The 23312-nt window shown below is 55.0% G+C and carries 27 protein-coding genes and 1 pseudogene; 6 read left to right on the top strand and 22 right to left on the bottom strand.

The features are described 5' to 3' along the window. Positions 1-54 precede the first annotated feature (54 nt). Both ABIE59_RS07730 and ABIE59_RS07725 read left to right on the top strand, forming a co-directional pair. On the top strand, positions 55-339 hold the full coding sequence (locus ABIE59_RS07730) for a hypothetical protein (RefSeq protein ID WP_061333250.1): 285 nt from the start codon (positions 55-57) through the stop codon (positions 337-339). A 148-nt stretch (positions 340-487) separates the two neighbouring features. After that, positions 488-751 (top strand): hypothetical protein, encoded by a 264-nt coding sequence (locus ABIE59_RS07725; RefSeq protein ID WP_072676413.1) that lies wholly within the window; start codon positions 488-490, stop codon positions 749-751. Between the two features lie 89 nt (positions 752-840). Here the strand turns inward: ABIE59_RS07725 and ABIE59_RS07720 are convergent, their stop codons facing one another. From ABIE59_RS07720 to ABIE59_RS07630, 20 genes and pseudogenes are all read right to left on the bottom strand, one after another. Continuing rightward, complete coding sequence (locus tag ABIE59_RS07720) at positions 841-1974, bottom strand: hypothetical protein (protein WP_230713896.1); 1134 nt, start codon at positions 1972-1974, stop codon at positions 841-843. Beyond that, entirely contained in the window at positions 1967-2542 is a 576-nt protein-coding gene (locus ABIE59_RS07715; protein ID WP_354445749.1) for an ABC transporter permease, read from the bottom strand. Before ABIE59_RS07715 ends, ABIE59_RS07720 begins: the two co-directional genes overlap by 8 nt. Then, the gene (locus ABIE59_RS19995) at positions 2536-3285 is read right to left on the bottom strand and encodes an ABC transporter permease (RefSeq protein WP_464597177.1); all 750 of its coding nucleotides are present in this window, start codon (positions 3283-3285) and stop codon (positions 2536-2538) included. The genes ABIE59_RS07715 and ABIE59_RS19995 overlap by 7 nt, the downstream gene beginning before the upstream one ends. Then, positions 3185-3955, bottom strand: a complete 771-nt coding sequence (locus tag ABIE59_RS07710; RefSeq protein WP_354445747.1) for an ABC transporter ATP-binding protein — start codon at positions 3953-3955, stop codon at positions 3185-3187. Before ABIE59_RS07710 ends, ABIE59_RS19995 begins: the two co-directional genes overlap by 101 nt. 33 nt (positions 3956-3988) lie before the next feature. Further along, complete coding sequence (locus tag ABIE59_RS07705; protein ID WP_082780621.1) at positions 3989-4522, bottom strand: outer membrane lipoprotein-sorting protein; 534 nt, start codon at positions 4520-4522, stop codon at positions 3989-3991. Positions 4523-4614: 92 nt separating this feature from the next. Further along, entirely contained in the window at positions 4615-5073 is a 459-nt protein-coding gene (locus ABIE59_RS07700) for an ATPase (RefSeq protein ID WP_354445744.1), read from the bottom strand. A 67-nt stretch (positions 5074-5140) separates the two neighbouring features. Then, positions 5141-5446 (bottom strand): methyltransferase family protein, encoded by a 306-nt coding sequence (locus tag ABIE59_RS07695; RefSeq protein WP_502915339.1) that lies wholly within the window; start codon positions 5444-5446, stop codon positions 5141-5143. A 426-nt stretch (positions 5447-5872) separates the two neighbouring features. Beyond that, positions 5873-6232, bottom strand: a complete 360-nt coding sequence (locus tag ABIE59_RS07690; RefSeq protein WP_058091916.1) for a hypothetical protein — start codon at positions 6230-6232, stop codon at positions 5873-5875. After that, the gene (locus ABIE59_RS07685; RefSeq protein WP_058091915.1) at positions 6223-7056 is read right to left on the bottom strand and encodes a hypothetical protein; all 834 of its coding nucleotides are present in this window, start codon (positions 7054-7056) and stop codon (positions 6223-6225) included. Before ABIE59_RS07685 ends, ABIE59_RS07690 begins: the two co-directional genes overlap by 10 nt. A 15-nt stretch (positions 7057-7071) precedes the next feature. Then, entirely contained in the window at positions 7072-8094 is a 1023-nt protein-coding gene (locus ABIE59_RS07680) for a carboxypeptidase-like regulatory domain-containing protein (RefSeq protein ID WP_058091914.1), read from the bottom strand. Between the two features lie 317 nt (positions 8095-8411). Continuing rightward, positions 8412-8759: pseudogene (locus ABIE59_RS07675) on the bottom strand (isoprenylcysteine carboxylmethyltransferase family protein); the annotation flags it as partial. Further along, positions 8749-8955: a DUF2933 domain-containing protein gene (locus tag ABIE59_RS07670; protein ID WP_058091913.1), complete on the bottom strand. Its 207-nt coding sequence runs from the start codon at positions 8953-8955 to the stop codon at positions 8749-8751. The gene ABIE59_RS07670 and the pseudogene ABIE59_RS07675, both read right to left, overlap by 11 nt. Positions 8956-9086: 131 nt before the next feature. Beyond that, a complete protein-coding gene (locus ABIE59_RS07665) occupies positions 9087-9992 on the bottom strand; it encodes a DMT family transporter (RefSeq protein WP_342631096.1) in 906 nt (301 codons plus the stop codon). Between the two features lie 33 nt (positions 9993-10025). After that, a complete protein-coding gene (locus ABIE59_RS07660; protein ID WP_354445741.1) occupies positions 10026-12533 on the bottom strand; it encodes a heavy metal translocating P-type ATPase in 2508 nt (835 codons plus the stop codon). Further along, positions 12533-12760: a DUF805 domain-containing protein gene (locus ABIE59_RS07655; protein ID WP_058091911.1), complete on the bottom strand. Its 228-nt coding sequence runs from the start codon at positions 12758-12760 to the stop codon at positions 12533-12535. Before ABIE59_RS07655 ends, ABIE59_RS07660 begins: the two co-directional genes overlap by 1 nt. Positions 12761-12790: 30 nt before the next feature. Beyond that, positions 12791-14143: an APC family permease gene (locus ABIE59_RS07650; protein WP_152438968.1), complete on the bottom strand. Its 1353-nt coding sequence runs from the start codon at positions 14141-14143 to the stop codon at positions 12791-12793. Positions 14144-14154: 11 nt separating this feature from the next. Next, on the bottom strand, positions 14155-14508 hold the full coding sequence (locus ABIE59_RS07645) for a hypothetical protein (RefSeq protein WP_058091910.1): 354 nt from the start codon (positions 14506-14508) through the stop codon (positions 14155-14157). Between the two features lie 157 nt (positions 14509-14665). Beyond that, positions 14666-15355, bottom strand: a complete 690-nt coding sequence (locus tag ABIE59_RS07640; protein WP_354445973.1) for a copper resistance protein B — start codon at positions 15353-15355, stop codon at positions 14666-14668. Between the two features lie 44 nt (positions 15356-15399). Further along, positions 15400-17163 (bottom strand): copper resistance system multicopper oxidase, encoded by a 1764-nt coding sequence (locus ABIE59_RS07635; protein WP_354445738.1) that lies wholly within the window; start codon positions 17161-17163, stop codon positions 15400-15402. A gap of 13 nt (positions 17164-17176) precedes the next feature. Continuing rightward, positions 17177-17725: a cupredoxin domain-containing protein gene (locus tag ABIE59_RS07630; RefSeq protein ID WP_061332940.1), complete on the bottom strand. Its 549-nt coding sequence runs from the start codon at positions 17723-17725 to the stop codon at positions 17177-17179. 205 nt (positions 17726-17930) lie between these two features. Here ABIE59_RS07630 and ABIE59_RS07625 point away from each other — a divergent pair, with 205 nt between their 5' ends. The 4 genes from ABIE59_RS07625 to ABIE59_RS07610 all read left to right on the top strand — a co-directional run bounded on the left by ABIE59_RS07625 (position 17931) and on the right by ABIE59_RS07610 (position 21102). Continuing rightward, on the top strand, positions 17931-18599 hold the full coding sequence (locus tag ABIE59_RS07625; protein WP_354445736.1) for a response regulator transcription factor: 669 nt from the start codon (positions 17931-17933) through the stop codon (positions 18597-18599). After that, a complete protein-coding gene (locus tag ABIE59_RS07620) occupies positions 18586-19923 on the top strand; it encodes an ATP-binding protein (protein WP_502915337.1) in 1338 nt (445 codons plus the stop codon). The genes ABIE59_RS07625 and ABIE59_RS07620 overlap by 14 nt, the downstream gene beginning before the upstream one ends. A 12-nt stretch (positions 19924-19935) precedes the next feature. Next, a complete protein-coding gene (gene cadR / locus ABIE59_RS07615; protein WP_354445732.1) occupies positions 19936-20385 on the top strand; it encodes a Cd(II)/Pb(II)-responsive transcriptional regulator in 450 nt (149 codons plus the stop codon). Positions 20386-20460: 75 nt separating this feature from the next. Further along, positions 20461-21102, top strand: a complete 642-nt coding sequence (locus ABIE59_RS07610; protein WP_354445730.1) for a cation diffusion facilitator family transporter — start codon at positions 20461-20463, stop codon at positions 21100-21102. Positions 21103-21107: 5 nt separating this feature from the next. Here the strand turns inward: ABIE59_RS07610 and ABIE59_RS07605 are convergent, their stop codons facing one another. Together ABIE59_RS07605 and ABIE59_RS07600 are read right to left on the bottom strand one after the other, a co-directional pair. Continuing rightward, on the bottom strand, positions 21108-21593 hold the full coding sequence (locus tag ABIE59_RS07605) for a DUF6174 domain-containing protein (RefSeq protein ID WP_354445728.1): 486 nt from the start codon (positions 21591-21593) through the stop codon (positions 21108-21110). Beyond that, on the bottom strand, positions 21566-23209 hold the full coding sequence (locus tag ABIE59_RS07600) for a M12 family metallo-peptidase (RefSeq protein ID WP_354445726.1): 1644 nt from the start codon (positions 23207-23209) through the stop codon (positions 21566-21568). Before ABIE59_RS07600 ends, ABIE59_RS07605 begins: the two co-directional genes overlap by 28 nt. Between the last annotated feature and the right edge of the window lie 103 nt (positions 23210-23312).

Here is a 23312-nt window from a genome sequence, read left to right as displayed (position 1 = left end):
CATTTCAGAAACCGATGTTTCAATAGAGCCATCAAACAACCCGGAGGTGTAATAATGAAAACGTTATTTGTATTTGCAGCAGCCGTCACGATTTCAACATCCGTACTTGCAGGCAACATGTCAGACAATAAGAACATGAAGGCCATGCACAGCCAAATGATGAACACCGAGTCCGTTGAAAAGATTCTTCAGAATGACGATATGCGGCGTTTGCACAGGGACATGACGCGCCATGCCATTTCCGAGGTAGGTATGGAGGCTCGCCTGCAAATGATGACGAAAGAGGGTCGCGCCTATCATAAGGCATTGGAGAAAAAGCAAAAAAATACCGCAGGGTAAACCATGCGGCAAAGTCAGCTCGCGGAGACGCAGGCACCGCCTGACTCGAATGCTGAGCAGCCGGCGTTCTAACGCCAGCAAGTAAACCATACCAACCTGAACCTGACTTGAATTACCGAGTCAGCTTATAGAAAGAGAGATCAACATTATGAAAAAACTAATTATCGTTACTGCAATCATGGCTGCATTTTCAACCATGGCCACGGCCGGCGGCTTGGCCGATCGCATCAATGAAGAACGCAGTTACCCTAACAAAACAGAGCATACTAAAAGCATGCACATGCACTGTATGCATGAGAAACAAAACCATGGGATGGTAAAAAAATCTCAGGCAAACCAGGATGAATCACGCGAAGTTAATTACGGAAAAGAACAATCAGAGAGAGCGCCTATTAACCATAATCATCACTAAATCGGTGCAGCGAACATCATGTTAAAACATAGCCGGTCATCTTACGAAAAGATCATCGGCTATTTATCATATAATTCCTAACTATATGTTCAGAAAAACCATTGTAACTCCATTAGCCCGACCGGCTCTAATCTCCCATATTCGCTGTCGTTGTCGCCTCCGAACCATTGGGCTCCTGCCGTGAGATAAATTTCCCGTTTGAATGGCAGCGTCCATGTGGACCGGGGGTAAAGTACCCAACTGGCATCATCGGCATTGCGGATGACCACCACGCGATACTGCCAGAACGGATTGATATCCTGCCATGCCAGCAGCCCGATATAATGGCGCCCGGTATACAGTGGGCGGGTGGAAACCAGCCTCAAAAGGTCCAGGTTTCCGGGCCGTGCGGGCTGACCGTTGTAGAAATACTCCAATGCCAGGTTAAAGCCGTTGCGATACGCCCAGTTCAGATCTGCCACGCCCTGCCAGTAACCATCGCCAGTATCTGCTTCGCTCCAGACGAGTTCAGTACGCCAACCGGTGCCGGCCACTGAGCTACTGCCGCTGACACCCGCTTTGGTCGTGCCTGCAAAATCGCCGATCATCACACTGGCATCGACCCCGGCAACAAAACGCTTGGCCCTCGCCGCCGTGCTGCCCTCTTTATCACCGTGTTGCGGGGCATGAACAGCGCTGATTCGGCCAGTTGCCCCCCAGGGGCTGTCCCATAACACGGCGTCCACGCCAATTCGTTCATCAGGTTCCAGATTGAGGGGGCTGACAGGATTGAGAATGTCCATGGGGTTCCAGATCAGGGCGGTGGACCAGTTCACCTGTTGGCGCCCAAATCGGAAATCCCCGGCTGGCGAGCGCCACTGTATGGTGCCACGGTAGAGTTGATGACGCGCCAACACATCCCCTGACTCATAGACGTCGCCCTGAAGATCCCAGTAGCGTGGATCGGGAACCTCTCTGAGCAGGGCGAATTCCGGGCTGTCCAGAAAACTGCCTGTCACCAGCTCCAGGTCGTAGGCCGCATCCAGAACCCAGTCTTCATATCGATAGCGGGGCTCCAGACGCAGGCGGGTAAGGTTCGAGAAGTAACGATCCTCATCAACCAGCGAGCGCGACCCGGCACTGAGATTCTTGAGCGATCCGGAATGGCTGAAATCAGCCGCAGCGTTCGAAGCCAGCATCAGCCAGGCCAGGCCCACCGCCACCAGTGGAGTGCGATCAACCATGCCGAATGGCCTCAACCGGGTCCAGTCGTGAGGCCCGCCACGCCGGGTACAGCGCTACCAGCACGGAGCACAGGAACAACAGCAGGCTGGGAAGCCAGACATGATCGAAAATCAACACCGGATAGATGCGGTCGGTGATACCGGGGATGGCTTCCAGAGAGCGACTGACCGAGGACAGATCAATACCGGTCTGGCCAAGCCAGAACACAAGCAGGCCGCCAACCACCGTTCCTGCCACCATACCCAACACCGCAAGAAAGAATGCCTCAAACAGAATCGTCAGCTGTAATTGTCCGCCTCTCGTACCCAATGCCAGCATGACGCCCAGTTCCGGGGTACGCTCCATCACCGACATCACCATGGTGTTCATGACGCCAATCGCGACCACCACAAAGACCACCGACAGAATGAGATAGAAATCCACCTTGCTCATCTCAACCATCTGCACAACCACAGGCAGCAAGGTTTCCCAGTCCTGGGCCACCAGCCCGTGGTTGGTCAGAGGCGACGACTGGTTCAGAGTCTGTGCCAGGGCCGCACTGTCTGAGCGATCTGACAGCCTCAGCACGATCCGTGAAACTTCGTCTTCCTGCAGTCCACCCAGGCTTCGGGCAGTATTGATATCGATGAATGCATACTCTGTGTCGAACAGGTCACTGCCGGTGCGGTAGATGCCGCGAATGGTCTGGGCGCTGGAGGCAAGATCTCCACCAGCCAGCCCAGGACCTCCACATTGCGTTCCTGCAGCTGCTTCCGCAGGCTTCCAACCACCGCTTCGAACTGGTCAGAGTCCTCTACGCGGGCCGCAATCTCGGTAAACCGACCTTCAAAGGCATACAGCGTCTGGGCGGATGCCAGGGACACCTGGGCCACGAAGCCATCAATACGTTTGATGCCGGTTTCGAAAACACCCACCACCTCGAACCGGTCTGCGCCAATGGAGCCGTCCGCTGCCTGAACCACCAGCACCAGCTCATCTCCCGGGGAGGTACTCAGGGCACTGGCGGCGTCCACGCCCATAACGATCTCATTGTCCCCCTCCAGATAGCGCCCGTGGATGATCGACCGATCAAGCCGGGTTACCTGCGGCTCTGTTGTGCTGTCGACCCCCATCACCTGCAAGGCCCGTGACTGGTCGGCATGGCTGGCCAGCGCATTGCCCGTCACCCTGGGCGTGGTCGCTGCGACACCGGTTACGGAGGACATTTCCTCAGCAAGGTTCCAATGCTCGGCAACGGCAATGTTCATTTCCCGGTCGTCGTGAAATCCGCGCTGGTGCACTTTCAGGTCGCCGGTTACATAACCGGTCATGTTGTTGATCATCTGGGCATTGATGCCATCGATAAAAGCCCAGAGAAACACCAGACCTCCGGCGCGCTCGCTCCATCACCATCGGATCGTGGGTGGAAAACACAAAGGTAATACCGTGCTCCGAGTTCAGACCCCGCATCAGGTCCAGCAGGGCCGCACCGGTCGCGGAGTCGAGATTGGCGGTTGGCTCATCGGCCAGGACAATCGCAGGCTTACTGACGATGGCCCTGGCCACCGCGACACGTTGTTGCTGGCCGCCGGAGAGTTCATGGGGCAGACGCTGTTCCATCCCCTGCAGCCCGACCTCCGCGAGAATGCGCCGGGCCTCGGCCCGTCGTTCCCGAAACGGAATGCCGCGAAGCATCAGCACATACTCCACATTCTCCTGAGCCGACAAGACGCCGATAAGGTTGTATTCCTGAAACACAAAACCGATTTTCCACAACCGCAGAATGGTGCGCTTCTTGCGGCTGAGCCCGGTGATTTCCTCACCCGCCACCTGAATGCGCCCCGTATCCGGTTCGTCCAGGGCCCCGATCTGGTTCAGTAGGGTAGTTTTGCCCGAACCCGACGGCCCCACCAGCGTTGTGAACTCACCGGGCTCGATCGCCACGGATACATCGTTCAGCGCCTTGACGGCGATGGAATCCTGCTGATAAATCCGCGACACATGCTGGACATTGACGATGCTAATAGCGGAGCCTCATTCCGGGTTGCGCAGGCGACGCAATGAGAAAAGCGCCTCGTCTACAGGAATATCGAATTCAATGGATTCAATGTGGATGATCGTTCGGGACACGGGAATAGCGTCCGCGCGGATCTCGAATTCAAGCTGGCTCCAGACCACCGGCGCGTCGGGCCGTGGTGTTGAGACGACCCGGTACACCGGCACCTCGCCTGAATCATCGACCCCGGCAACCTCATGGGTGTAGTCGTCGACAAAGGAGCTATCCTTGACCAGATCATCATTGCTGAAGTTGGACCCCATCCATGGCTGCAGCATCATTGACGGCGGGATCTTGATGGTGCGATCAACTTTGGGAAGGTAATTCCACATGGCATCGCCGATTCTCAGCGAGCCAACGCCAGCCTCTTTTTTCGGTGAGTGAATCCGGATCAAGGTGTGATCGGGCCGATTCATCCAGGCTTCCAACTGCAGCTCCCGAGTCCAGTAGTCACTCTCGATACGCATGGTGGAGCGGCCGTGACTACTGTCTGACCAAAGCAACTGCTCCATGCGTTCAATTAAAGAAACCGCCGAAGTCGTGCTCGCCAGAAGAGGGGCAGAAAACAAAACAATTAGAAGAAAGCAGGAAAGCCTGTAATGAATCACAGATCGTCCATCCGTCCTATTTGCCGGGCCAGGCGCATAGACTCGTTCGTTTCCATCTCCAGTAGTCCTTCCAGCAACTCTCGAGCTTCCGGGATTTCCGCTTTGTCCAAAAGATTCTTGTACAGATTCATGACTTGCTCATGGAAATCCATAACCTCGCGGTAGATTCCCTGGAAATCCAGTTTGGCGTATGGCTCGTCGCAGGTGCGGTGTGTTTCTATCGGATTGTGTCTGAGGTAGTCATAGACCCGTGTTTCCAGTGTGTTACTGGCACTCTGACCCTCAAACTCTTCGACGATCCGTGCAAGTTCCGATTCGTGAGATGCAAGATACTCCAGTAACGCTCCTGCCCTTTCCTCCTCATGCCGCGTGGCGCAGTGCCCGAGACACTGGGCCAGATGCGTGTGCAGGTCTCGGGTCCACTCGATCAACTCACCAAAGCTTTTGATATCCATGATGGCTTACTCTCCTTAAGTTGAACGCACGTCGTTGCGATGCCAATTCAGCGCCCTGGCCATGAAGCTAAATCCGTTGTCGAAAATCCCGGAAACTTGGGATAAACCGTGGTGTTTTAGCCGCATAGTCGCGCCACGCCTCCCCAAACTCTTTCTCGATATCTTTCTCCTCATGAATGGACAAACGTGAGTACATCCATAGGAGTACCGGAAACATTGCCAGGGTAAGCAGCGTCGGCCATTGCAGGAGAAAGCCAAACATGATCAGTGCAAACCCGACATATTGCGGATGACGAACCCAGGCATAAAGCCCACTGGTGGCGAGTTTGCTCTCTTTCTGAGCGGTGTACAGTGTGCGCCAACCGGCCGCGATCAGATGTAGGATCGTAAAAAAGTTGGTAACTAAAAGTCTCTCCAGGGGGCGTATTTTCCCCTCAGAACCGATGCGATGGAAATAAAGTCGGTAACTTTGAGGTAGGTTTAACTAGAATGGCTGCCCCCTGCATAATAATAAAGTCAGTAACTATTAAAAGCCTGACTGGCACCAAATTCCAATCCTATTCCGTTTTTGCCTCTCAGCTGAGTCTTATTGCTCGCCTCCGTTCCTTTCCATCATGAAGGCATGTTCCACGTGTGATCCATAGCTGAAGGGCTGAAGGAAATATTGGGGATGACGCATTTGAGTGACTTATGTCTGCACGAGTGTCTCCAAAGATCTAGTGGTTTGATCTCAACCTTTCAAAAATCTTTGGAACTGCAAGTGGAGTTCGGGGGCAGAAATTGCCCCCGTTTAAAGTTTCTATCTCGTTTTTACCAGATAGGGTTCTATTGCGGCTTTTAGCTCTGGTGATGGAGCCTTGATTACCAGCTTCTCCATTGGGAGTTCGTGAACGACCATTAGCGATAACGCTTGATGGTCAAGAACGTGGATCGTTACTCGGTTACCCAGGTTATCCTTCGTCGCGGTGGCCAATTGGTTTCTTCCACTTGGTGTGAGTTTCAGCCAAAGTGTTCCTTCCGAAAGAACGGCTGCCTCAATCGCGTCCCCAGTCAAATTGATTGTGACCGCATCGCTCTCTTGAGCATGTGCTTGCTGCGACTGAGTACTACAAGCCGATCCGATAATGACGAGAGTCAAAACAAACAGTCTTAGAAGCATGGATTGGGTGGCATCCCGTCAGTCCAGGTAGATTCGATGCCATATGAAACTATGAATGCATCGGAATTGGTCGATACCTCAAAATTCCATCCCATAGGCTCGTCCCCACCGTTTACAAAAGTGAAGGTGACGCTCTGCTGAGGCAGAATAATCGACTCCTTCGTTTGTCCAAGCGGGTCAGTATCCTTGACAGATATTGTCGTGCCAAGAAGGTTCTGGTTAGTGAATGTCAGTTTAACCGCCTGGCCAAATGATCCACTGATCGTAGCATCGCCGGTCAATGCACCACCTTGTCCTTCGACGGGCACAAATTGCTCTGTACGGAGGACCTGCACGGCGTCCACGGCCAGGGCCGAGTCTACGATCGTATCCCCTACATCCTGTACTTCATACGCTAGCTGTACCGTCGTGCCTACCAGCCCGGAAAGATCCGTGTTGTAATTGATCTCAGGCGTAGCCCCGTTATACCCAAGCAGACCTGATGACCAGGTAGAACTGTTGACGTTTCCGTTCGCTATGATTTCGACCTTACCGGGCGCAGTTAAACGTGCGAGATAAGTGTCATTATACTCTGTACCGTAGTATTGCGGCCACTCGTTAGAAAGAAACCGAAGACGGCCAGAGACTTGCTCGTAAGCAGGTGGAACAACAAACGCCTGACTCAAGGTACCCTTTGCTGATTGCGAGCCAGCATTGCTGACAACAGCCGCTTGGGTTACCGGACAGCCAGCTGCAGCTGCGCTTTGCGCACCGGCGAGAAGCATCACTGCTGTGCAAGGGATCACGACGCTTAACTTTGGCGCCACTTTCTTCATGATATCCATATTACTCAATCTCCCTTAGTTGCCTGAGTCCGGTGTGGTGAAAACAAGGTTTCGGTCAATGAGGGTGACTGAGCCTTCCGTAGACCATCCTTCTAGGCCATTCTCGAAATTGCTATTCAGGAACTCGGCATTTACAGTCTGAGGCGCAGTTATTGTCAGGTTGCGCGTGATCTGGGAGGAGTAACTCGACAGGACTCCAGTGGTGGATCCGCTAGCACCAGTATCGTTTTTGAAGCCAACGAGAATCAGAGTTCCATCTCCATGGACATTCGTCAGTGCAAAAGATCCATCGCTTGACGAGATTGTTGAGTATTTTCGGTCAGTATCGGGAAAGATAGCTGTTACCAGAGCGGCGGGAGCAGGCAGCCCAGATTCATCATAAACAGTTCCGTAGATGGCACTGCTACCTGCGGGGTCAACAGTAACGAGTACAGAAGATGTGTTTTCGGTTTCAAGCAAACTGCCTTGAGCGCTGCCTGTTCTTCCATCCTGAGTTGTTACGTCTACAACGTAAACTCCAGCTTCCGTTAGATCTGAGATTGAAAACAGACCATTGCTATCGGTGGTGGCTGTGAACGTAGATCCCGACTCGATAAAGCTAACGTTAACGATTGCGCCGCCGATAGGTGCCTTATCGTTGAAGCCGAACACACCGCCATTTATAGCCAATGTCTCTGGTTCAAAGTTACCAGAAATAATGGAAACGACTCTCTCGGCTTCAGATATCAATGCAGCCGCGTAACTCTCCCCAATAAATTTTCCGCTTCTCTTACTAACGCCTGCGATATATTTTTCCAGCTCTTGAATCGCCTTATCGTCAGCCTCTTTTGCGTAGTGCTTTTCAGCATTAGCAACACGGTGGCAGAGCCCAGTTTGAGGGGGATTCCCCACGGCTGGGTCTAACGTCATTGTTGCAAGCTGACGAAAAGGTTCTGGAAGAGTCTCACAAGCAGCAGTTCCGTTGTTGCTCGCATGTGTCTGGATGGATATGAGTGCAATGGATAATAAAGACGCGAATAAGACAAATAGTCTTAGCATTTAAAGCCTCCGTGTTTTCGTTTAGTCCCTAACGGCTACCACCTTCTGAAAGGCGTTGAAGCAGTGCCGTCGTGGGTAAAATACTAGGAGAGGATTTCAGCTTCTGTGTAACAGTGCGTACTTATAAAGTTATTTTTTGTCGAGCCGACTCCAAAGGCATACCAGCATCGAATCCCATGAAGCGGCATTCGTTGATCCGGTTACTCTCTTCATTTTTTGATGAGCGGTTTGACCAAGCGGACACCGGAAACGAGTTACCAACTCTATTAGTAAGTTACCAACTTTATTATGTTGTTACCGACTTTATTACGATCCCACATCAGATAAAATCCACCCGCAATGAAAGCGGTACTCAGCAAATGGAATGGCCCGAAGTGGGGAGAACCCTGCCACCCAAACAACATTTCCAGTAAATGCCCGCTGTCATGGGAAAACCAGTCAACATCTGGGTAGCTGCTTTGTAACCAGCCCGCAAGGAAGTAAATAGTTAACGGGAAACCGTACATTTCAGTAAACAACGCGACCAGAAACGCACTAAAGGCACCAAACGAGCGCCAGTCGCGCTTAGTTTTAGGCTTGAAAAAGCTGAACGCAAAAAAGATAAAAACAGCAGAGTTCAGGACGACGAGACTCCAGAGCCCGTAGTCAGTTGCTTCATTGCTCATGGTGATCTTCCTTTTTCGGACCATGTTGATGTCCGGAATGGCCTCCGTGCATAAATATATGCATTAGCGGGCACAGCAGGAGAATCAACCACGGCAGTGCGCCGAGAATATGAACCTTGTGCTCGCCCCAAAGGAGAACCAGAGCAATCACACCGAAGAAAGAAAGGGTAATCCAATATCGACGGCTAAATTCCATAACGAATTCTCCTGAAGCTGTGACAAGCAATTTTTACTTACCAGCTCCTAAACCCAAGTGATAAGTCTAGGTAATCACAGAAGTCTGAATTCAAACTGAACACTTCAGTCAGCTTGGAAAAAGAGTTGATCTCAATCAATTCCTGGACGAACTTCGCGCACCCTCCCGCCTTCGCCCGGTGCTTTCATGACGATAATCAGACCAATAATTGTGATACTAATGCCGGTGATTTCCACAACAGTGAAGGTTTCCCCAAACCACAGTAGCCCGATAACAACACCTATGGCCGGCGTAAGAAAGGTAAACGAATTGAGACTGTTCAAAGGAGCGCTTGCCAGCAGGGCATACCACAACACGACCATCAGTGCCGTAGCGGGAATGGACAGCATTAAAGCAGCGGTGGCAAACGACCAGGTCCAGTTAATGTCCATGCCTTCGCCCAGGATGACAGAAGCAAAACCCAGAAAAACTGAACCAATTACAAGCTGAATGCCCATTGACCAGTAGATATCATCGCTGCCGGCCTGGTATTTAAGCAGTACGTTTCCAATGGCAGTACCAACGGCGCCACCAAGAATATAAACCGATCCTATGAATCTGGAGTTACTTACTTCCATGTCAGGCGCTGCGAGCACCACAACACCGATAAAGCCAATGAGTAATCCGGCAAACAGACGCCCGCTCACAACTTCCCTGATGAAAAAATAGGACAACACAGCTGCAAAAAGTGGTTGTGCGTTTGCCAAAACGGTTGCAAGCCCGGGGCCCAATTCTCCGGCTCCGAGAAACATCCCGCCAAGCCCCATACCCGTGTAACTGAAGCCGATAGCCGTCAACAAAAAAAACCGTCGGGGGGAGTATCGGACGCGACCGCCCCTTGCAAGGGCGATCAGAACCAGGCAGATACCCGCCAGCAATGCCCGTAACGCCGCAAAAAGCAAGGGTGGCGCGTCTGGAAGACCCACCACGATAAAGGGAAAGCAGATTGCCCATAACACCGTGACAAGCAACATGCCGACAATTGATCGTATCGACATCAACTGACCCGACGCCAACCACGGTTCACCATGTTAGCGGCGCACTTTATCGTAACGCCGACGCAGCAACATCGAATTACCAATGACGGACAGCGAGCTGGCGGTCATTGCCACCACACCGATCATCGGGTGCAACAGGCCCGACGCGGCGATAGGAATAGCGGCGACGTTGTAGCCGCTGGCCCATATCAGGTTTTCAACGATCTTTTTGAAGGTTGCACGGGACAACACCATGGCGTCGACAACGCCCGACAGCTCCCCACGAACCAGAGTGACGTCCGCAGCTTCTATGGCCACGTCCGCACCGGCGCCTATAGCAATACCCACGTTTGCCTGTTTCAGCGCCGGGGCGTCGTTGATGCCGTCACCCACCATGGCGACGTGGTTGCCGTATTTTTCCTGAAGTTCCCGAATGGCGTCCACCTTGCCCTCGGGCAACACGCCGGCACGCACCTCATCAATACCGACTTCTTTGGCCACGGCGTTGGCGGCCCGCTCGTTGTCACCGGTAATCATGACGACGTGCAGCCCTTGCTCGTGCATGGCTTTGATCGCCGCGACGGATTCGTCCTTGAGCGTGTCGGCAACCGCGACAATGCCGCAGGCCTGACCGTCGCGGGCGACAATGACGGCGGTTCTGCCCTTGCCCTCCAGGTCCTGAAGCGCCTGGTCCAGGGCGTCCAGCCCTTGCACACCGCTTTCTTCCAATAGCAGACGGTTACCGATCAGCACCGTCTGACCCGCCACGGTTCCGGACACGCCCCGGGCACCGGTGGAGCGGAAGTCAGATACATCACCGGGCTTTACGCCCCGCTCCCGGGCGCCGTCGACGATCGCTCGGGCGATGGGGTGTTCAGAGGCATTCTCTACCGCAGCCGCAAGCTCCAGCAGTTCGGTTTCCGTTATCCCCGAGGCGACGACGGTTTCCGTGAGTTTTGGCTCTCCCCGGGTAATTGTTCCGGTTTTATCCAACACCATGACCTTGATGTCCTTGAAGGTCTGGATAGCCTCTCCCGAGCGAATCAGGATGCCGCGCTCGGCACCAATACCTGACCCCACCATCAGGGCCGTTGGCGTTGCCAGTCCCAGGGCGCACGGGCAGGCAATCACCAACACCGCAATAGCCGCCAGGATAGCCAGCACCGGCGTGGCCGCCGTCGGGTCCACCCACGGCAGGAAAGCGGCGCCCCATTCAAGGATTGGTCGGAGTGTATCGCCTGCAAACAGCCAGACCACAAGACTGCCCAGGGCAATAACAAGAACCAGCGGCACGAAGCGACCGGTCATGCGGTCAGCAAACTCCTGGATTGGCACCCTGGAGCCCTGAGCCTCGTCGATCAGTTTCACCACCTGGGCCAGGAAGGTATCACCACCAACACGGGTAGCCTTGACTCTCAGGCGACCTTCCTTGTTGATGGTGGCACCAATAACCGTGTCTCCCGTGCTTTTGTATACCGGGACAGACTCGCCAGTGGCAATGGATTCATCCAGATGACTCTCACCATCCACCACTTCACCATCAGTGGGCACCTTGTCACCGGGCCGGACAATCATGATGTCGCCTGGAGCCAAATCCTTCACGGGAATTTCGACCTCTTCCCCTTCCCGTTCCACGCGCGCGGTCTTAGCGCCGAGGGTGAGCAATTTCCGGATGGCCTCCGAGGCCTTGCCCTTGGCTTTTGCTTCCAGGTACCGACCAAGCACATGGAAGGTCATGATGGTGGCAGCCATCTCGATGAAGGAGGTCATCGGATAGACAAAGCCCACCAGGCCAATGATGAACGGTGGCAGGCTGCCCATGGATATCAGCACATCCATGTTGAAGGTGCCGTTCTTCAGGGAGCGCCAGGACGCCTTATGGGTAGCGGCACCGCCGAAGAGAAACACCACGGGGAATGCCAGCACGACGACAATCGCCAGATAGCCCGGGATGGGCTGCCAGAACATATGCGGCATCATCAGCAGCATGATCAGCGTGGTCGGTACCGCAGCAATCCAGAGCCTTCGCAAGGCAAGCTTGAGGTAAGCCTCCTCGACGGCTGAGTCTTCTTCCTGGTTGGTGTCTCCCTCCAGCGCAACAGCGGCAACGTCGTATCCGGCGCCCTCGATCAGCTTCTTCAGCTCCTGCTCTGCAGGACCCGCCGGGCCGACCACCACGCTTACGGTGTGGTTGGCGATATTGGTTGAAATGGTCTGCACGCCGTCGTGTCGCCCAAGTGTGCTTTTGATGATGCCTGCGCAGTGATCAGACCCCATCCCCGGAACAGTCACCTTGAACGTTCTGGTGCCAACCTCTCTGACGGAAGCCACATCGTAGCCAGCCCCCTCCACTGCCTTTCTTACAGCATCTCCGTCAGGGCCAGACGTGAAGGAGCGTACACTCACCCTGTGCCTGGCTATGTTGGTTTGAACATTACTGACTCCGTCCAGGCGACTGATCGTCTTGTTGATAATACCGGCGCAGTGGTCTGATCCCATTCCCGGCACAATCAACTCAAGTTCTCTTTGTCCCTGCGGTGCCTGATTTTTCGCCTTGTCCATCAAGACCTCCCTTCGCCGTCTTTGTTGCTTGGCCAGTCTCCAAACGCAATGATGTACAACAGAATCAGGTTCACTATCGGTATCAATATCAGGATACCCATCCACCCCGGATATCCCGTGCGCTGGCAAATGCGCCAGGCCGGAATGACAACAACGATGGCAATCACCAGCATCCACAGCCAATGCCCTGCCCACATGGTGTGGCCAAACATATTATCTTCCATCATGGTCCTGCCCTCCTCGTTGTATCCTGGTTATTAGTGGTTATGTTCATGAGGCTTCTCATGTCCCGATTGCCGGGAATTCTCAGACTTTTTCAGGAAGATCTGCTCGACTACCGCGATTGCAATCATGGTGACAACTGCCACGCCGATAACGAACGGATCGGTATTCAGTTTGACCCAGACAAAGCCTCCAAGGACGAGCAAATCCAGCAAAATGGCGATAGCTGGCACCCACGCTTTGGCCTGCACATCTTCGCGCAAATAGCGAAGTACGCCCCAATGGATGGCTATGTCCATGATCAGATAGAACACAATGCCCAGCGCCGCGATGCGGGAGAGGTCAAAGAATGCGGTCAGAATCAGCCCCAGAGCTACAGTGTAGACCAGTGTGTGCTTCTGGATGCTACCCGGCATGCCGAAATGCCGGTGAGGAACCAGTTTCATTTCCGTCAGCATCGCGAGCATCCGGGATACCGCGAAAATGCTGGCCAGAATACCTCCGGCGGTAGCCATCATGGCAATGGCAACGGTGAACCAGACAGCGTATTCCCCCAGTGCCGGGCGCGCGGCAGCGGCAAGGGAGTAGTCTCGCGTTTCGATAATTTCAGCCAATGACAGGTTGCTGGCGACAGCAAATCCGACCAGCGTGTAAATCACCACGCAGGCCGCAATGGAAATAACAATGGCGCGCCCCACGTTTCGCTTCGGGTCTTTAACTTCCGAGCCACTGTTGGTGATGGTGGTGAAACCCTTGAAAGCCAGAATCCCGAGCGCAGTAGCTCCCAGAAAATTACCAGCAGCTCCAGCGTCGCCCGGGCTCGAGAAATCGACCGAAATGCTGTCGGCAATCCACAAACCAACCAACCCAAAAATCAATATGCCGCCGATTTTCAGGACCCCGATAAAGGAAGCCACGCCCTGAATCATCCGGTTGCCCTGAAGATTGACAAGAAATGCCACCAGAATCAGTGATACCCCCAAAATGGGAACCATTCCCCCGCTTTCATCGCCTCCGAAAAGCTGCATGGTGTAGGAGCCAAACGTGCGCGCGAGAAAGCTCTGGGCAATCACCATGGAAAAATACATCAGCAAGGCATTAAACGCGGTTGGCAGCCGATTGCCGTAGGCCTTGTGCAAGTACATGCCAATACCGCCCGCAGACGGCCAGGTATTGGAGATTTTAATATAGGAGTAGGCGCTGAAGCTGACAATCACCGCCGCTGCAAGGAACGCGAGCGGGAACAGAGCACCCGTCATTTGTGCCATTTGCCCGGTCAATGCAAAAATACCGGCGCCAATCATGACACCGGTACCCAGCATGACCGTACCCGCCAGCGTGAGGCTGCCTTTTTTGTAGCGAGTGACTCTGTCCTGTTCCTTGCTCATTTAGCCTCCGGTCACTTTTTCATCGGTGGCATTTTCGAACAGCAGACAGGTACATGCTTGGCATTGGCCCGGACGTTTTCATCTGTAAAACGATATCCAGCCAGTTTCCGGCGAGTCCACCACCCGGGCTTCAGGCCGCCGCCATGAGCCCCAATCAACTCAATCAACTCGTCAGTAGAGTAATGTGTGCCATCATAGGTGACATGCAACTGGTTGCCGGATTTGCGCTCGGCAAAATCGACGCCGGGGTTATTGTTGAGCTCTTGGATGAGCTCTTCCCACTGCCGCTCGCCAAGGCCTTGTACTGTCAGTTTCCTGTGCATCAGAAACTGTTCTTGACTGGTTGCTTTGTGTGTTTTTGTCATCGGGCTGCACCTCTACACCAGGTTAATTCCTTTTATTACAGCACCCCAACCTGAACTAAAACTGAAAAGAGACGAAGGATTTCGATGGAACTGACATACATCAAATAGTAGATGGAAAACGGGCTCCAGGAATTCCCGGAGCCCGTTAAAACGGTGATCAGAAGGCCAGTCTCGCCCCAACCACCGCGAACCAGTCTTCGGTACCTCCGCCACTGGCGCGAGCGAAATCGGCTGTGTCGCCGTATTTGCGCTCATGGACCACGCCCACATAAGGTGAGAAAGAGCGGTCGATCAGGTCGTAACTCAGCCTCAAGCCCATCTCGGTGGAGTTTATACCCTTACCCACGCCAATCTCCCGGTCTTCCGAGAACGCCAGCAAGGTTTCGAAGGTGGCAGAGACAATCCAGTAATTAGTGATCAGCAGCTCGTACTCAGCCTCAAAATCCACCGAGGCGTCGCCCTCATCACTGACATACAGGTTGGTGTCGATCTCGAACCAGTAAGGCGCCAGACCGGTCAGCCCGATCACGCCGTAAACCCGGTCCGGGCCTTCCGGTGTATCGATGCGAATACCTGCCTTGGCATCCCAGAACTCACTGATCGGGGTCTGGGCCAGAAACTGGTTCTCCAGGGTTTCCCAGGCGTTGTGAGCTTCCTCCCACTCCCCCCTGAACTGCCACCGGAATTTCAACTCGTCACTGCCATACCAGGCATCGGTTTCAATCACTGCCAGTTTTTCATCGGCATCGCTGTAGCGATACTCGAATTTTTCAGCACTGACACCCCAGAACGTGTTAACGCTGTGCGCATCAATCGCCTCGTCTGCCAGCACGGTGACAGGACCCATCAGCGTCAAAGCGGAAATCCGGGCGAGCCATGGGTTACACGTTTTCATGCGTCACCTCCCTTGGCCCGTGCTTCGCCAGAGGCGACTTCGTCATTCGGGCCGCCCTCAACCACAATTATGCGGAACATGCCTGCCGCCGCGTGATAAGACAGATGGCAATGGAACGCCCACTCACCCGGTGCATCCACCTCGGTTTCCATATACACCGTGGTCGCCGGCGCCACGCTGATCACGTGCTTGATCGGATTCCACTTACCGGCCCCGACATCCAGGATTGACCACATGCCGTGCAAGTGCATCGGGTGCGTCATCATGGTCTCGTTCACGAACTTGAACCGGACCCGCTCTCCGTATTGCAGCACCACTGGGTCAGCATCCTCATACTTCACGCCGTTGATGCTCCACTCGTAACGCTCCATGTTGCCAGTCAGGCGCATTTCGATTTCACGGGTCGGCTCACGCTCTTCATAGAGCGGGCTTTGAGCCCGGAGATCGGAGTAAGACAGAAACTTCCCGCCATTACTGGCCGTTGGAAGCAAGCCACTGCCGCTGGCGTAGAAGGGGTCTTCCGGCATTCCAGCACCATGGGCCGAATGATCCATGCCACCCTGACTCATGGAGTCGTGGTTCATGGAACCGTGATCCATGCTGCCGTGGTTCATGCTGCCGTGGTTCATGTTGCTGTGATCCATCGCCCCATCGCTCATATTGCCATGGTCCATACCGCCATGATTCATCGAGCCGTGGTCCATATCGCCATGGTCCATGTGGCCGGCCATATCCGCCATGGTCAGCATCGGCGCTTTGCGCAGTTTCGGCACTTCAGCCACCATGCCCTCGCGGGGTGCCAGCGTGCCACGGGCATAGCCGGAGCGGCCCATGGACTCGGCGAAGATGGTATAGGCCTGCTCATCACGGATGTGCACAATCACATCGTAGGTTTCTGCCACACCAATCCGGAACTCGTCCACATTCACCGGCTGGACGTTATTGCCATCGGCCTGGACCACCGTCATCTTCAAGCCAGGAATACGAATGTCAAAGTAGGTCATGGCGGAGGAGTTGATAAACCTCAGGCGCACCCGCTCACCGGGCTTGAACAGCCCCGTCCAGTTCTGCTCCGGCCCTTTGCCATTGATCAGTCCGGTGAAGCCCTGCACGTCTTCAATATCCGCTTTCATCATCCGCATCTGGCCCCACATCCTGCGATCATGCAGCGTAGCCATGAAGCCTTGCTCACGGGATTCGGTAAAGAAATCCATCACCGTTTGCTGCTGGCGATTGTAGTAGTCAGGCGACGACTTCAGATTCCGCATGATGCGGTCACCGGAATGCGGGTGCTTGTCGGTCAGCTGCACCACGTACTCGCGGTCATACCGGAACGGCTCCCGACCTTCAGGCTCGATAATGATGGCCCCGTAGGCGCCATTCGGTTCCTGGAAACCGGAGTGGCTGTGGTACCAGTAGGTACCCGCCTGCACCACCGGGAATCGGTAGGTAAAGGTTTCACCCGGCTGGATGCCGGGAAAGCTGATACCGGGCACACCGTCCTGCTCAAACGGCAGGATCAGGCCGTGCCAGTGTATCGAGGTAGTCTCTTTCAGGTTGTTGGTGACGTTGATCACCACGTCCTCGCCCTCTTTGAATCGAAGGGTCGGGCCGGGCGAGCTGCCGTTGTAGCCAATGCCTTCCTTGACGAAATCGCCGGTATCGATCTTTACCCGGTCAACCGTCAGGTCATATTCCCCTGCCACGCCGATGGCCGGCAACAGCAGGGCCAGGGTAACCGCTATCAGACGTCTGGTCATGGTTCTACTCCTGTTACTGTTGGAACCTTACGTCACCGTACATGCCTGCCTGGTAATGGCCGGGCACGTTGCAGGCGAACTCCAGGGTGGTGTCACCGGAAAAACGCCAGATCAGTTCACCGCTCTGGCCCGGCTCCAGCAGTACGCTGTTCGGATCGTCATGCTTCATGGTGTGTCCGTCCCCCATATCCATTTCCATCATCTGGTGGTTGATGGTTCCACCCTGGATAACCCCGTGCTCCACCATCATGACCATTTCTTGCTGATGGGCTTCGTGCATATCGGCCGTTCCGATGTTGAACTCGTGCACCAACTGGCCGTGATTTTCCACCACGAAACGCACCACCTCACCTTTCTGAATGTCGATGGTTTCCGGCTCGTAGTAGTTGTCATACATAGCCACCGTGACGGTGCGAGTGGCTTCCGAAGCGTTTGCCGGTTCGCCAATGGCAGCGCCAGAGCCGTGTCCATGCCCGTGGCTGTGCCCATGGGCGCCGGCGCCAAAGGCGGTAGCAGAAAGTGACAAGGCGGCCGCCGCAGTGATGAACTTTGTTATTCTCATGGAAATGTCTCCTGTATTGTGACTGGTGAGGAATGCAGGCCCGGAGTGAGCAACATTCAAGTGCAGAGCGAACAGGCGATACCATGGCCCACCAACCTGAATTCTTTCTGAAAAAGCCGATTAATTGCTGTTCAGGCTGAATTCAGGCTACTGCGGCATAGTGCTTTGGGGTACAACAGGAACCGATGCAATCGAGGCGAGTGAGATGAGATTACTGCTGGTAGAGGACGACCGCTTATTGGCTGATGGCCTTTCACGTAAGCTCGAAAAATCAGGCTTCAGTGTCGATATCGCACGAACAGCGAAAGAGGCTGGTATTCTCGGCTCACAGGAGAGCTATCGCGTGTGTGTGCTGGATCTGGGCCTGCCAGATGGCAATGGTTTGACGGTGCTCAAACAATGGCGCGCTCATCGCATCAATTTTCCAGTGCTGATTCTGACCGCCAGAGGCGATTGGCAGGATAAGGTTGACGGCCTGAAAGCGGGTGCCGATGACTACCTGGCCAAACCGTTCCAGACCGAAGAACTGATCGCCCGCCTTAACGCGATTATCCGCCGAGGCGATGGACGTGTTTATTCTACGGTCAAAGCTGGCCGCTTTGAGCTGGATGAAAACCGTCAGAGCCTGAAAGTTCAGGATGGCACCGAACACTCGCTCACGGGCACCGAGTTCCGCCTGCTCCGATGCCTGATGAACCGTCCGGGGCATGTCTTTTCCAAAGACCAGCTCATGGAACAACTTTATAGCCTCAACGACAACCCGAGTGACAACGTCATCGAAGCCTACATCCGCCGGCTAAGGAAACTGGTCGGGGCTGAAACCATCGCGACCCGGCGGGGCCAGGGTTACCTGTTCAAAGATGCCGAACACTAACCCCCTGTCCGTCAGAACCACCCTGCTAACGCTCCTGTTACCATCAGGCATTGTGTTAATGGCACTGGCGTGGGTCGTCCATGGCCTGTTGCTCGACCGCATGTCCCGGGATTTCGTGGAGGGAAGATTGCATGACGAAGTTGCCTTCCTGGAACTGCAGGTGCGTCAATCCGGAGGCCAACTGGACGCCCTGCAGACCGGGGACTATTTCGAGGAAGTTTTCCACCATGCGTTCGCGCTACATTCCCCCACCGTAACCACGATTTCTCCGGAATCCTGGCGCCCTTTACTGGAGCCTCTGCTGAAGACCGAGCAGCAAGGGAGCATCCGGGTTCAGGGCTCCGGAGCAGCCAGTGCACCATCAGACATCCTTGCTTATCGCCGACAGATTACGGTTGATGGCGCGCCCTATGTCATCATCGTGTCAGAAGACATGGACGCGCTCAGGTCCAGCCAGGCGGAGTTACACGCATGGACGGCCATCGTATCGATTCTTCTGATTCTGCTACTGGTTGCCGTCATCTGGGTTGGTATCGCGCTCGCGCTGAGGCCAGTGGTCTCGCTGCAGTCTGCTCTGACCAAACTGCAGGGTGGCTCCATTTCACGAATCGATGTCCGGGCGCCAGAAGAATTCCGGCCCCTGGTAAACCAACTGAACCAGTTGCTGGATTCGCTGGATCAGCGCCTGGAGCGCTCCCGGGACGCCCTGGCCAACCTCTCTCACAGTGTCAAAACCCCCATTGCTGCGGTCCGTCAGATACTTGAGGACGACAGCCGCCCCCTGGATACAACCTTAAGGGACGAAATGGCTCGCCGGCTCGGTGATATCGACAAACAGCTTGAAACCGAGATGCGGCGAAGTCGGTTTGCAGGGCCGCAGATCGGAAAAAGCGCGTTACCCGTCAAGCAGGCCAGGGATTTGTTGTGGATGCTGGGCCGCTTGTATCCTGAAAAATCGTTTGAGCTGACGACTGATTTAACAGACGAACACCGTTGGCCGGTTGAAGAGCATGACCTGAACGAAGTGTTCGGCAACCTGCTCGATAATGCCGGCAAATGGGCCACCCACAGCATAGAGCTGTCACTCGGTGAGTCAGCGAGCACCGTGAGGATGGTTGTGACCGATGATGGCCCGGGGGTCGCTGCGGAGCATCTGGATCACCTTGGCAGCCGGGGGCTCAGGCTGGATGAGCAAACACCCGGCCATGGTCTGGGGCTGGCCATTGTCCGGGATATCGTGCAGCGATATGGTGGCTGGATAAACTTCCGCGATGGCGCAAAAGGTGGCCTGAGCGTTGAAGTAGAGCTGCCGCGAAAGTCATAGAGGGGCCAAAGTATGAAGATCGGTGAACTGTCAAAGACAACGGGCCTTCCGGTTGAGACCATTCGCTACTACGAAAAAATCGGCCTGATGCCCGAGCCAGACCGCAATGCCAACGGCTATCGCCAATACCGGCGTGATCACCTCGATCGATTGCTGTTCATCAAACGCTGCCGCAATCTGGACATGACCCAGGACGAAATCCGGGAACTGATCCAGCTTACCAACCAGCCCGAGGCGGACTGCGGCGAGGTAGATGCCTTGCTTGCCAGACACCTGAACCATGTACGGGAGCGTCTCGCGGAACTGACCCGGTTGGAGAAGACGCTGGAACGACTGCAAAAGGCCTGCTCTCGGGGGAGAACCGTCAGCGAATGCGGGATTCTGGATGGTCTTAACTCAGAAATCGGCCAACTTGAAGATAACCACCATGCTAACCACGTTCCCGGCACCCATGGAAAATAATTTCAGCTGAAGAGTTGACCCTGCAGCAACTTCAGGGTTTTCAATAGAGACAACCTGATTCAAAGGAGGTCTCTGATGGCATGCAGCTGTTCCGTACCGGAACCCCAAGGCCCGGCTCCGGGCTTTCGTAAAGCGCTCTGGATTGCCCTGTGGGTGAATCTCGCCATGTTCTTCGTGGAAGGCCTGGCGAGCCTTCAGTCCGGCTCCGTCTCACTCATGGCGGATGCCATCGACTTCTTTGGCGACAGCGCCAACTATCTTTTGTCCCTGAGTGTTCTCAGCATGGGCATGCTCTGGCGAGGGCGGGCGGCCTTGGTCAAAGGGCTGACCATGGCCACCTTTGGCCTGGTGGTCTGGGGCCGCGCCATCTGGGTACTCCAGAGCGGCGTTACACCGGAGCCACTGACCATGGGGCTGGTCGGGTTACTGGCCCTGGCGGCTAACGTGGGTGTGGCCGTTATGCTGTTCAAGTTCCGGGAAGGTGACTCCGACATGCGCTCGGTCTGGCTTTGCAGCCGTAACGATGCCATCGGCAATCTGGCGGTGATGGGCGCAGCCCTGGGCGTCTTTGGTACCGGCTCCGCCTGGCCTGACCTGATTGTGGCGGGCGTTATGGGCACCCTGGCCCTGACCGCAGGTATCAGCGTAGTTCGGCATGCCCGGTCTGACATCGCCAATGCCCGGGCCGCCAACTCGCTGGTCGCGCACGAAAACTGAGTGGATCAGTAGGCCTGGAAGTCGGTCAGCCGATAAGAAAATTCATCGTCAGCGATGAACGGGCTGTAGTCGACTTCCAGCGATGCCGGAAATCCATACTGCGCGTTGTATTCCACCACCAGCTTGTCGGCATTGCCCCGGGCCTGCTCAATCAAGTCGAGCAGCCCCTCAATGGTCAGCCGACGCTCATCCAGAATATCCGGGTGATTGAGGGGCTGCTCCAGCCCTTCAATGTCTATCACCTTGCCTTCCCTGACCGTTACACGCATGGGTTGCAGCAAATCCGGCGGGCAGAAACAGGTTTGTTCGATGGTGACCTCGTAGCCCTTTACCCCCTGGGATTGCCAGAGGGCTCTGGCCTCTTCAACAGTGCTTACCGGGCTCATGTCTTTGTCTTTGCCTGCACCCGCGCAACCCGCCAGCAGCAAGGATAGAATGACTGCACCAAATACCGGAGCCTGTTTCACACTGCCCTCCTGCGCTGACGCCACTTCAGGGCTCCTGCTGCGGCAGCCATAACCAACCAGCCAAAACCGACACTGCCACCACCGCTACCGCCTCCGGCGTCCACTGAGGCGTTATTACCTGTCTGATCCGGGTCGGCACGAACGATGGTGCCGCCATCCCCCGTTTGCTCGCCGCCACTGTCCGGCTCTGATTCAGTAGCTGGTTCTACGATAAATCGGCTCTCCAGCCGATTATTCTCCGGGCGGACATCCAGAACCTCACCGTTCAGGCTGATCAGCGAAACCTGCTGCGAGATCACCAGTTCTTCACCGGTGCCGGCCAGGCCTTGAATAACCAGAGCCATATTACTCGCGCCCGGAACCACGTCTTTGCAACGATAGGTGCTGCCGTCCGTCTCACAGGCCGCGCCTTCGATGGTCACAAGCTCAAACGCCGCTCCGTCGCCTTCAATCTCTCCCGAGACTTCCAGCCAATCCGCGGATTGGGAGGCTTGCTCGTAGGCCACGTCAAAGTACGCCACAAAACTTTCAGCGCTACCCAAAGACTCAGGATTAGATTCGCGCTCAGCCAGGGACACATCGACTGGAAAATTGAAGCACTGCTCGAGGGAGGTGCGGTTGTTGATGGTGGCTATAAAGCTGGATTCGGAGCAAGAGGAAAAGCTACTCGCAGTTGGTCTGGCATAGGGATTCATTATAAAACTGTCACCACAACTGTTGTCGTCAACATCATGATAAGAACCCAGGTTATGCCCAAGCTCATGAGCGACAACGACGGCAGTAGTTACGTTAGAATTGGTAAACTTCGAAACCCCGGTTCCGAAACCCGCCCCGCCACAAACCGAACCAAGGTAGGCCACCCCGGCTGTACTACCGTCAAAGTTCCTGCCGGTTATGAGGTGAAACAACGCCCGGCGATTCTGCTGAAAAGGCAGGCTACCCTCGGCTACCTTGGCTCGAACATCATTCAGAAGATCATTGGCGCTGGTTGAGGTCGTGAACACTTCCGACTGCAGAAACGTCATACTCAGGGTATCCAGCCCAATGCCCAGTTGCTCGAAATAGAACCCCTCCACCATGTTCAGAATACTGAGCGCACGGTCCTCGTAATCGCCCGGGAACCGGTCCTGAAACTGCCTATCAAACGCCACTTCCAGCTCCAGCAGCAGGCAGGCACCGGCCACCCGGTTCTCGCACAGGCTGTTGTAACTGGCAGACACCGCCTGCGCCATCATCGGCGACATGATCGAGTCCGGGGCAATTTCGGCTTCAGTGTGGGCGTGGTCCAGGCCGCACTGGGGAACGCTCTGGAAGCTGAAACTCTGATTGGCCAGCTGGTTGCGGGCGGAGTCACCGCCAACCGCGTGCATTCGCCCGAAGACATAAGCCAGCCCCTCCCAGCCGCCGTCGAGGCGCGAGACCCGTACCCAGCTTTGCGGGTCTTCGGCCACCTGTCCCCGGTAGTGATGCCCTTTGGTCTGTTGCGCCAGGGCCGAGGCCAGCCGTTCGTTGCTTGTCAAGGCAACATCGTAGCTCTGGCCATCAATCCACAACTGCAGTGAATCGGTTGATTCTGCGTTGGCCGGCAAGGCCATCAGCAGGAGCACCATGGTGGTCATCAAACGGAACTTGCGTATCACGGGGAGGATCCCTTTCTGTTCAGACTTCAAGATTTCGCGCAAACTAGAGACAGTAGAACCGGGAGGCCAGCCAGTTACCGTAACGGTCTGTATTTATGAGGAG

Source organism: Marinobacter sp. MBR-99 (assembly GCF_040547575.1).
GTDB lineage: Bacteria > Pseudomonadota > Gammaproteobacteria > Pseudomonadales > Oleiphilaceae > Marinobacter.
The sequence above is the reverse complement of the archived record's forward strand: the minus strand, read 5'-3'. Positions and strand labels throughout refer to the sequence as shown.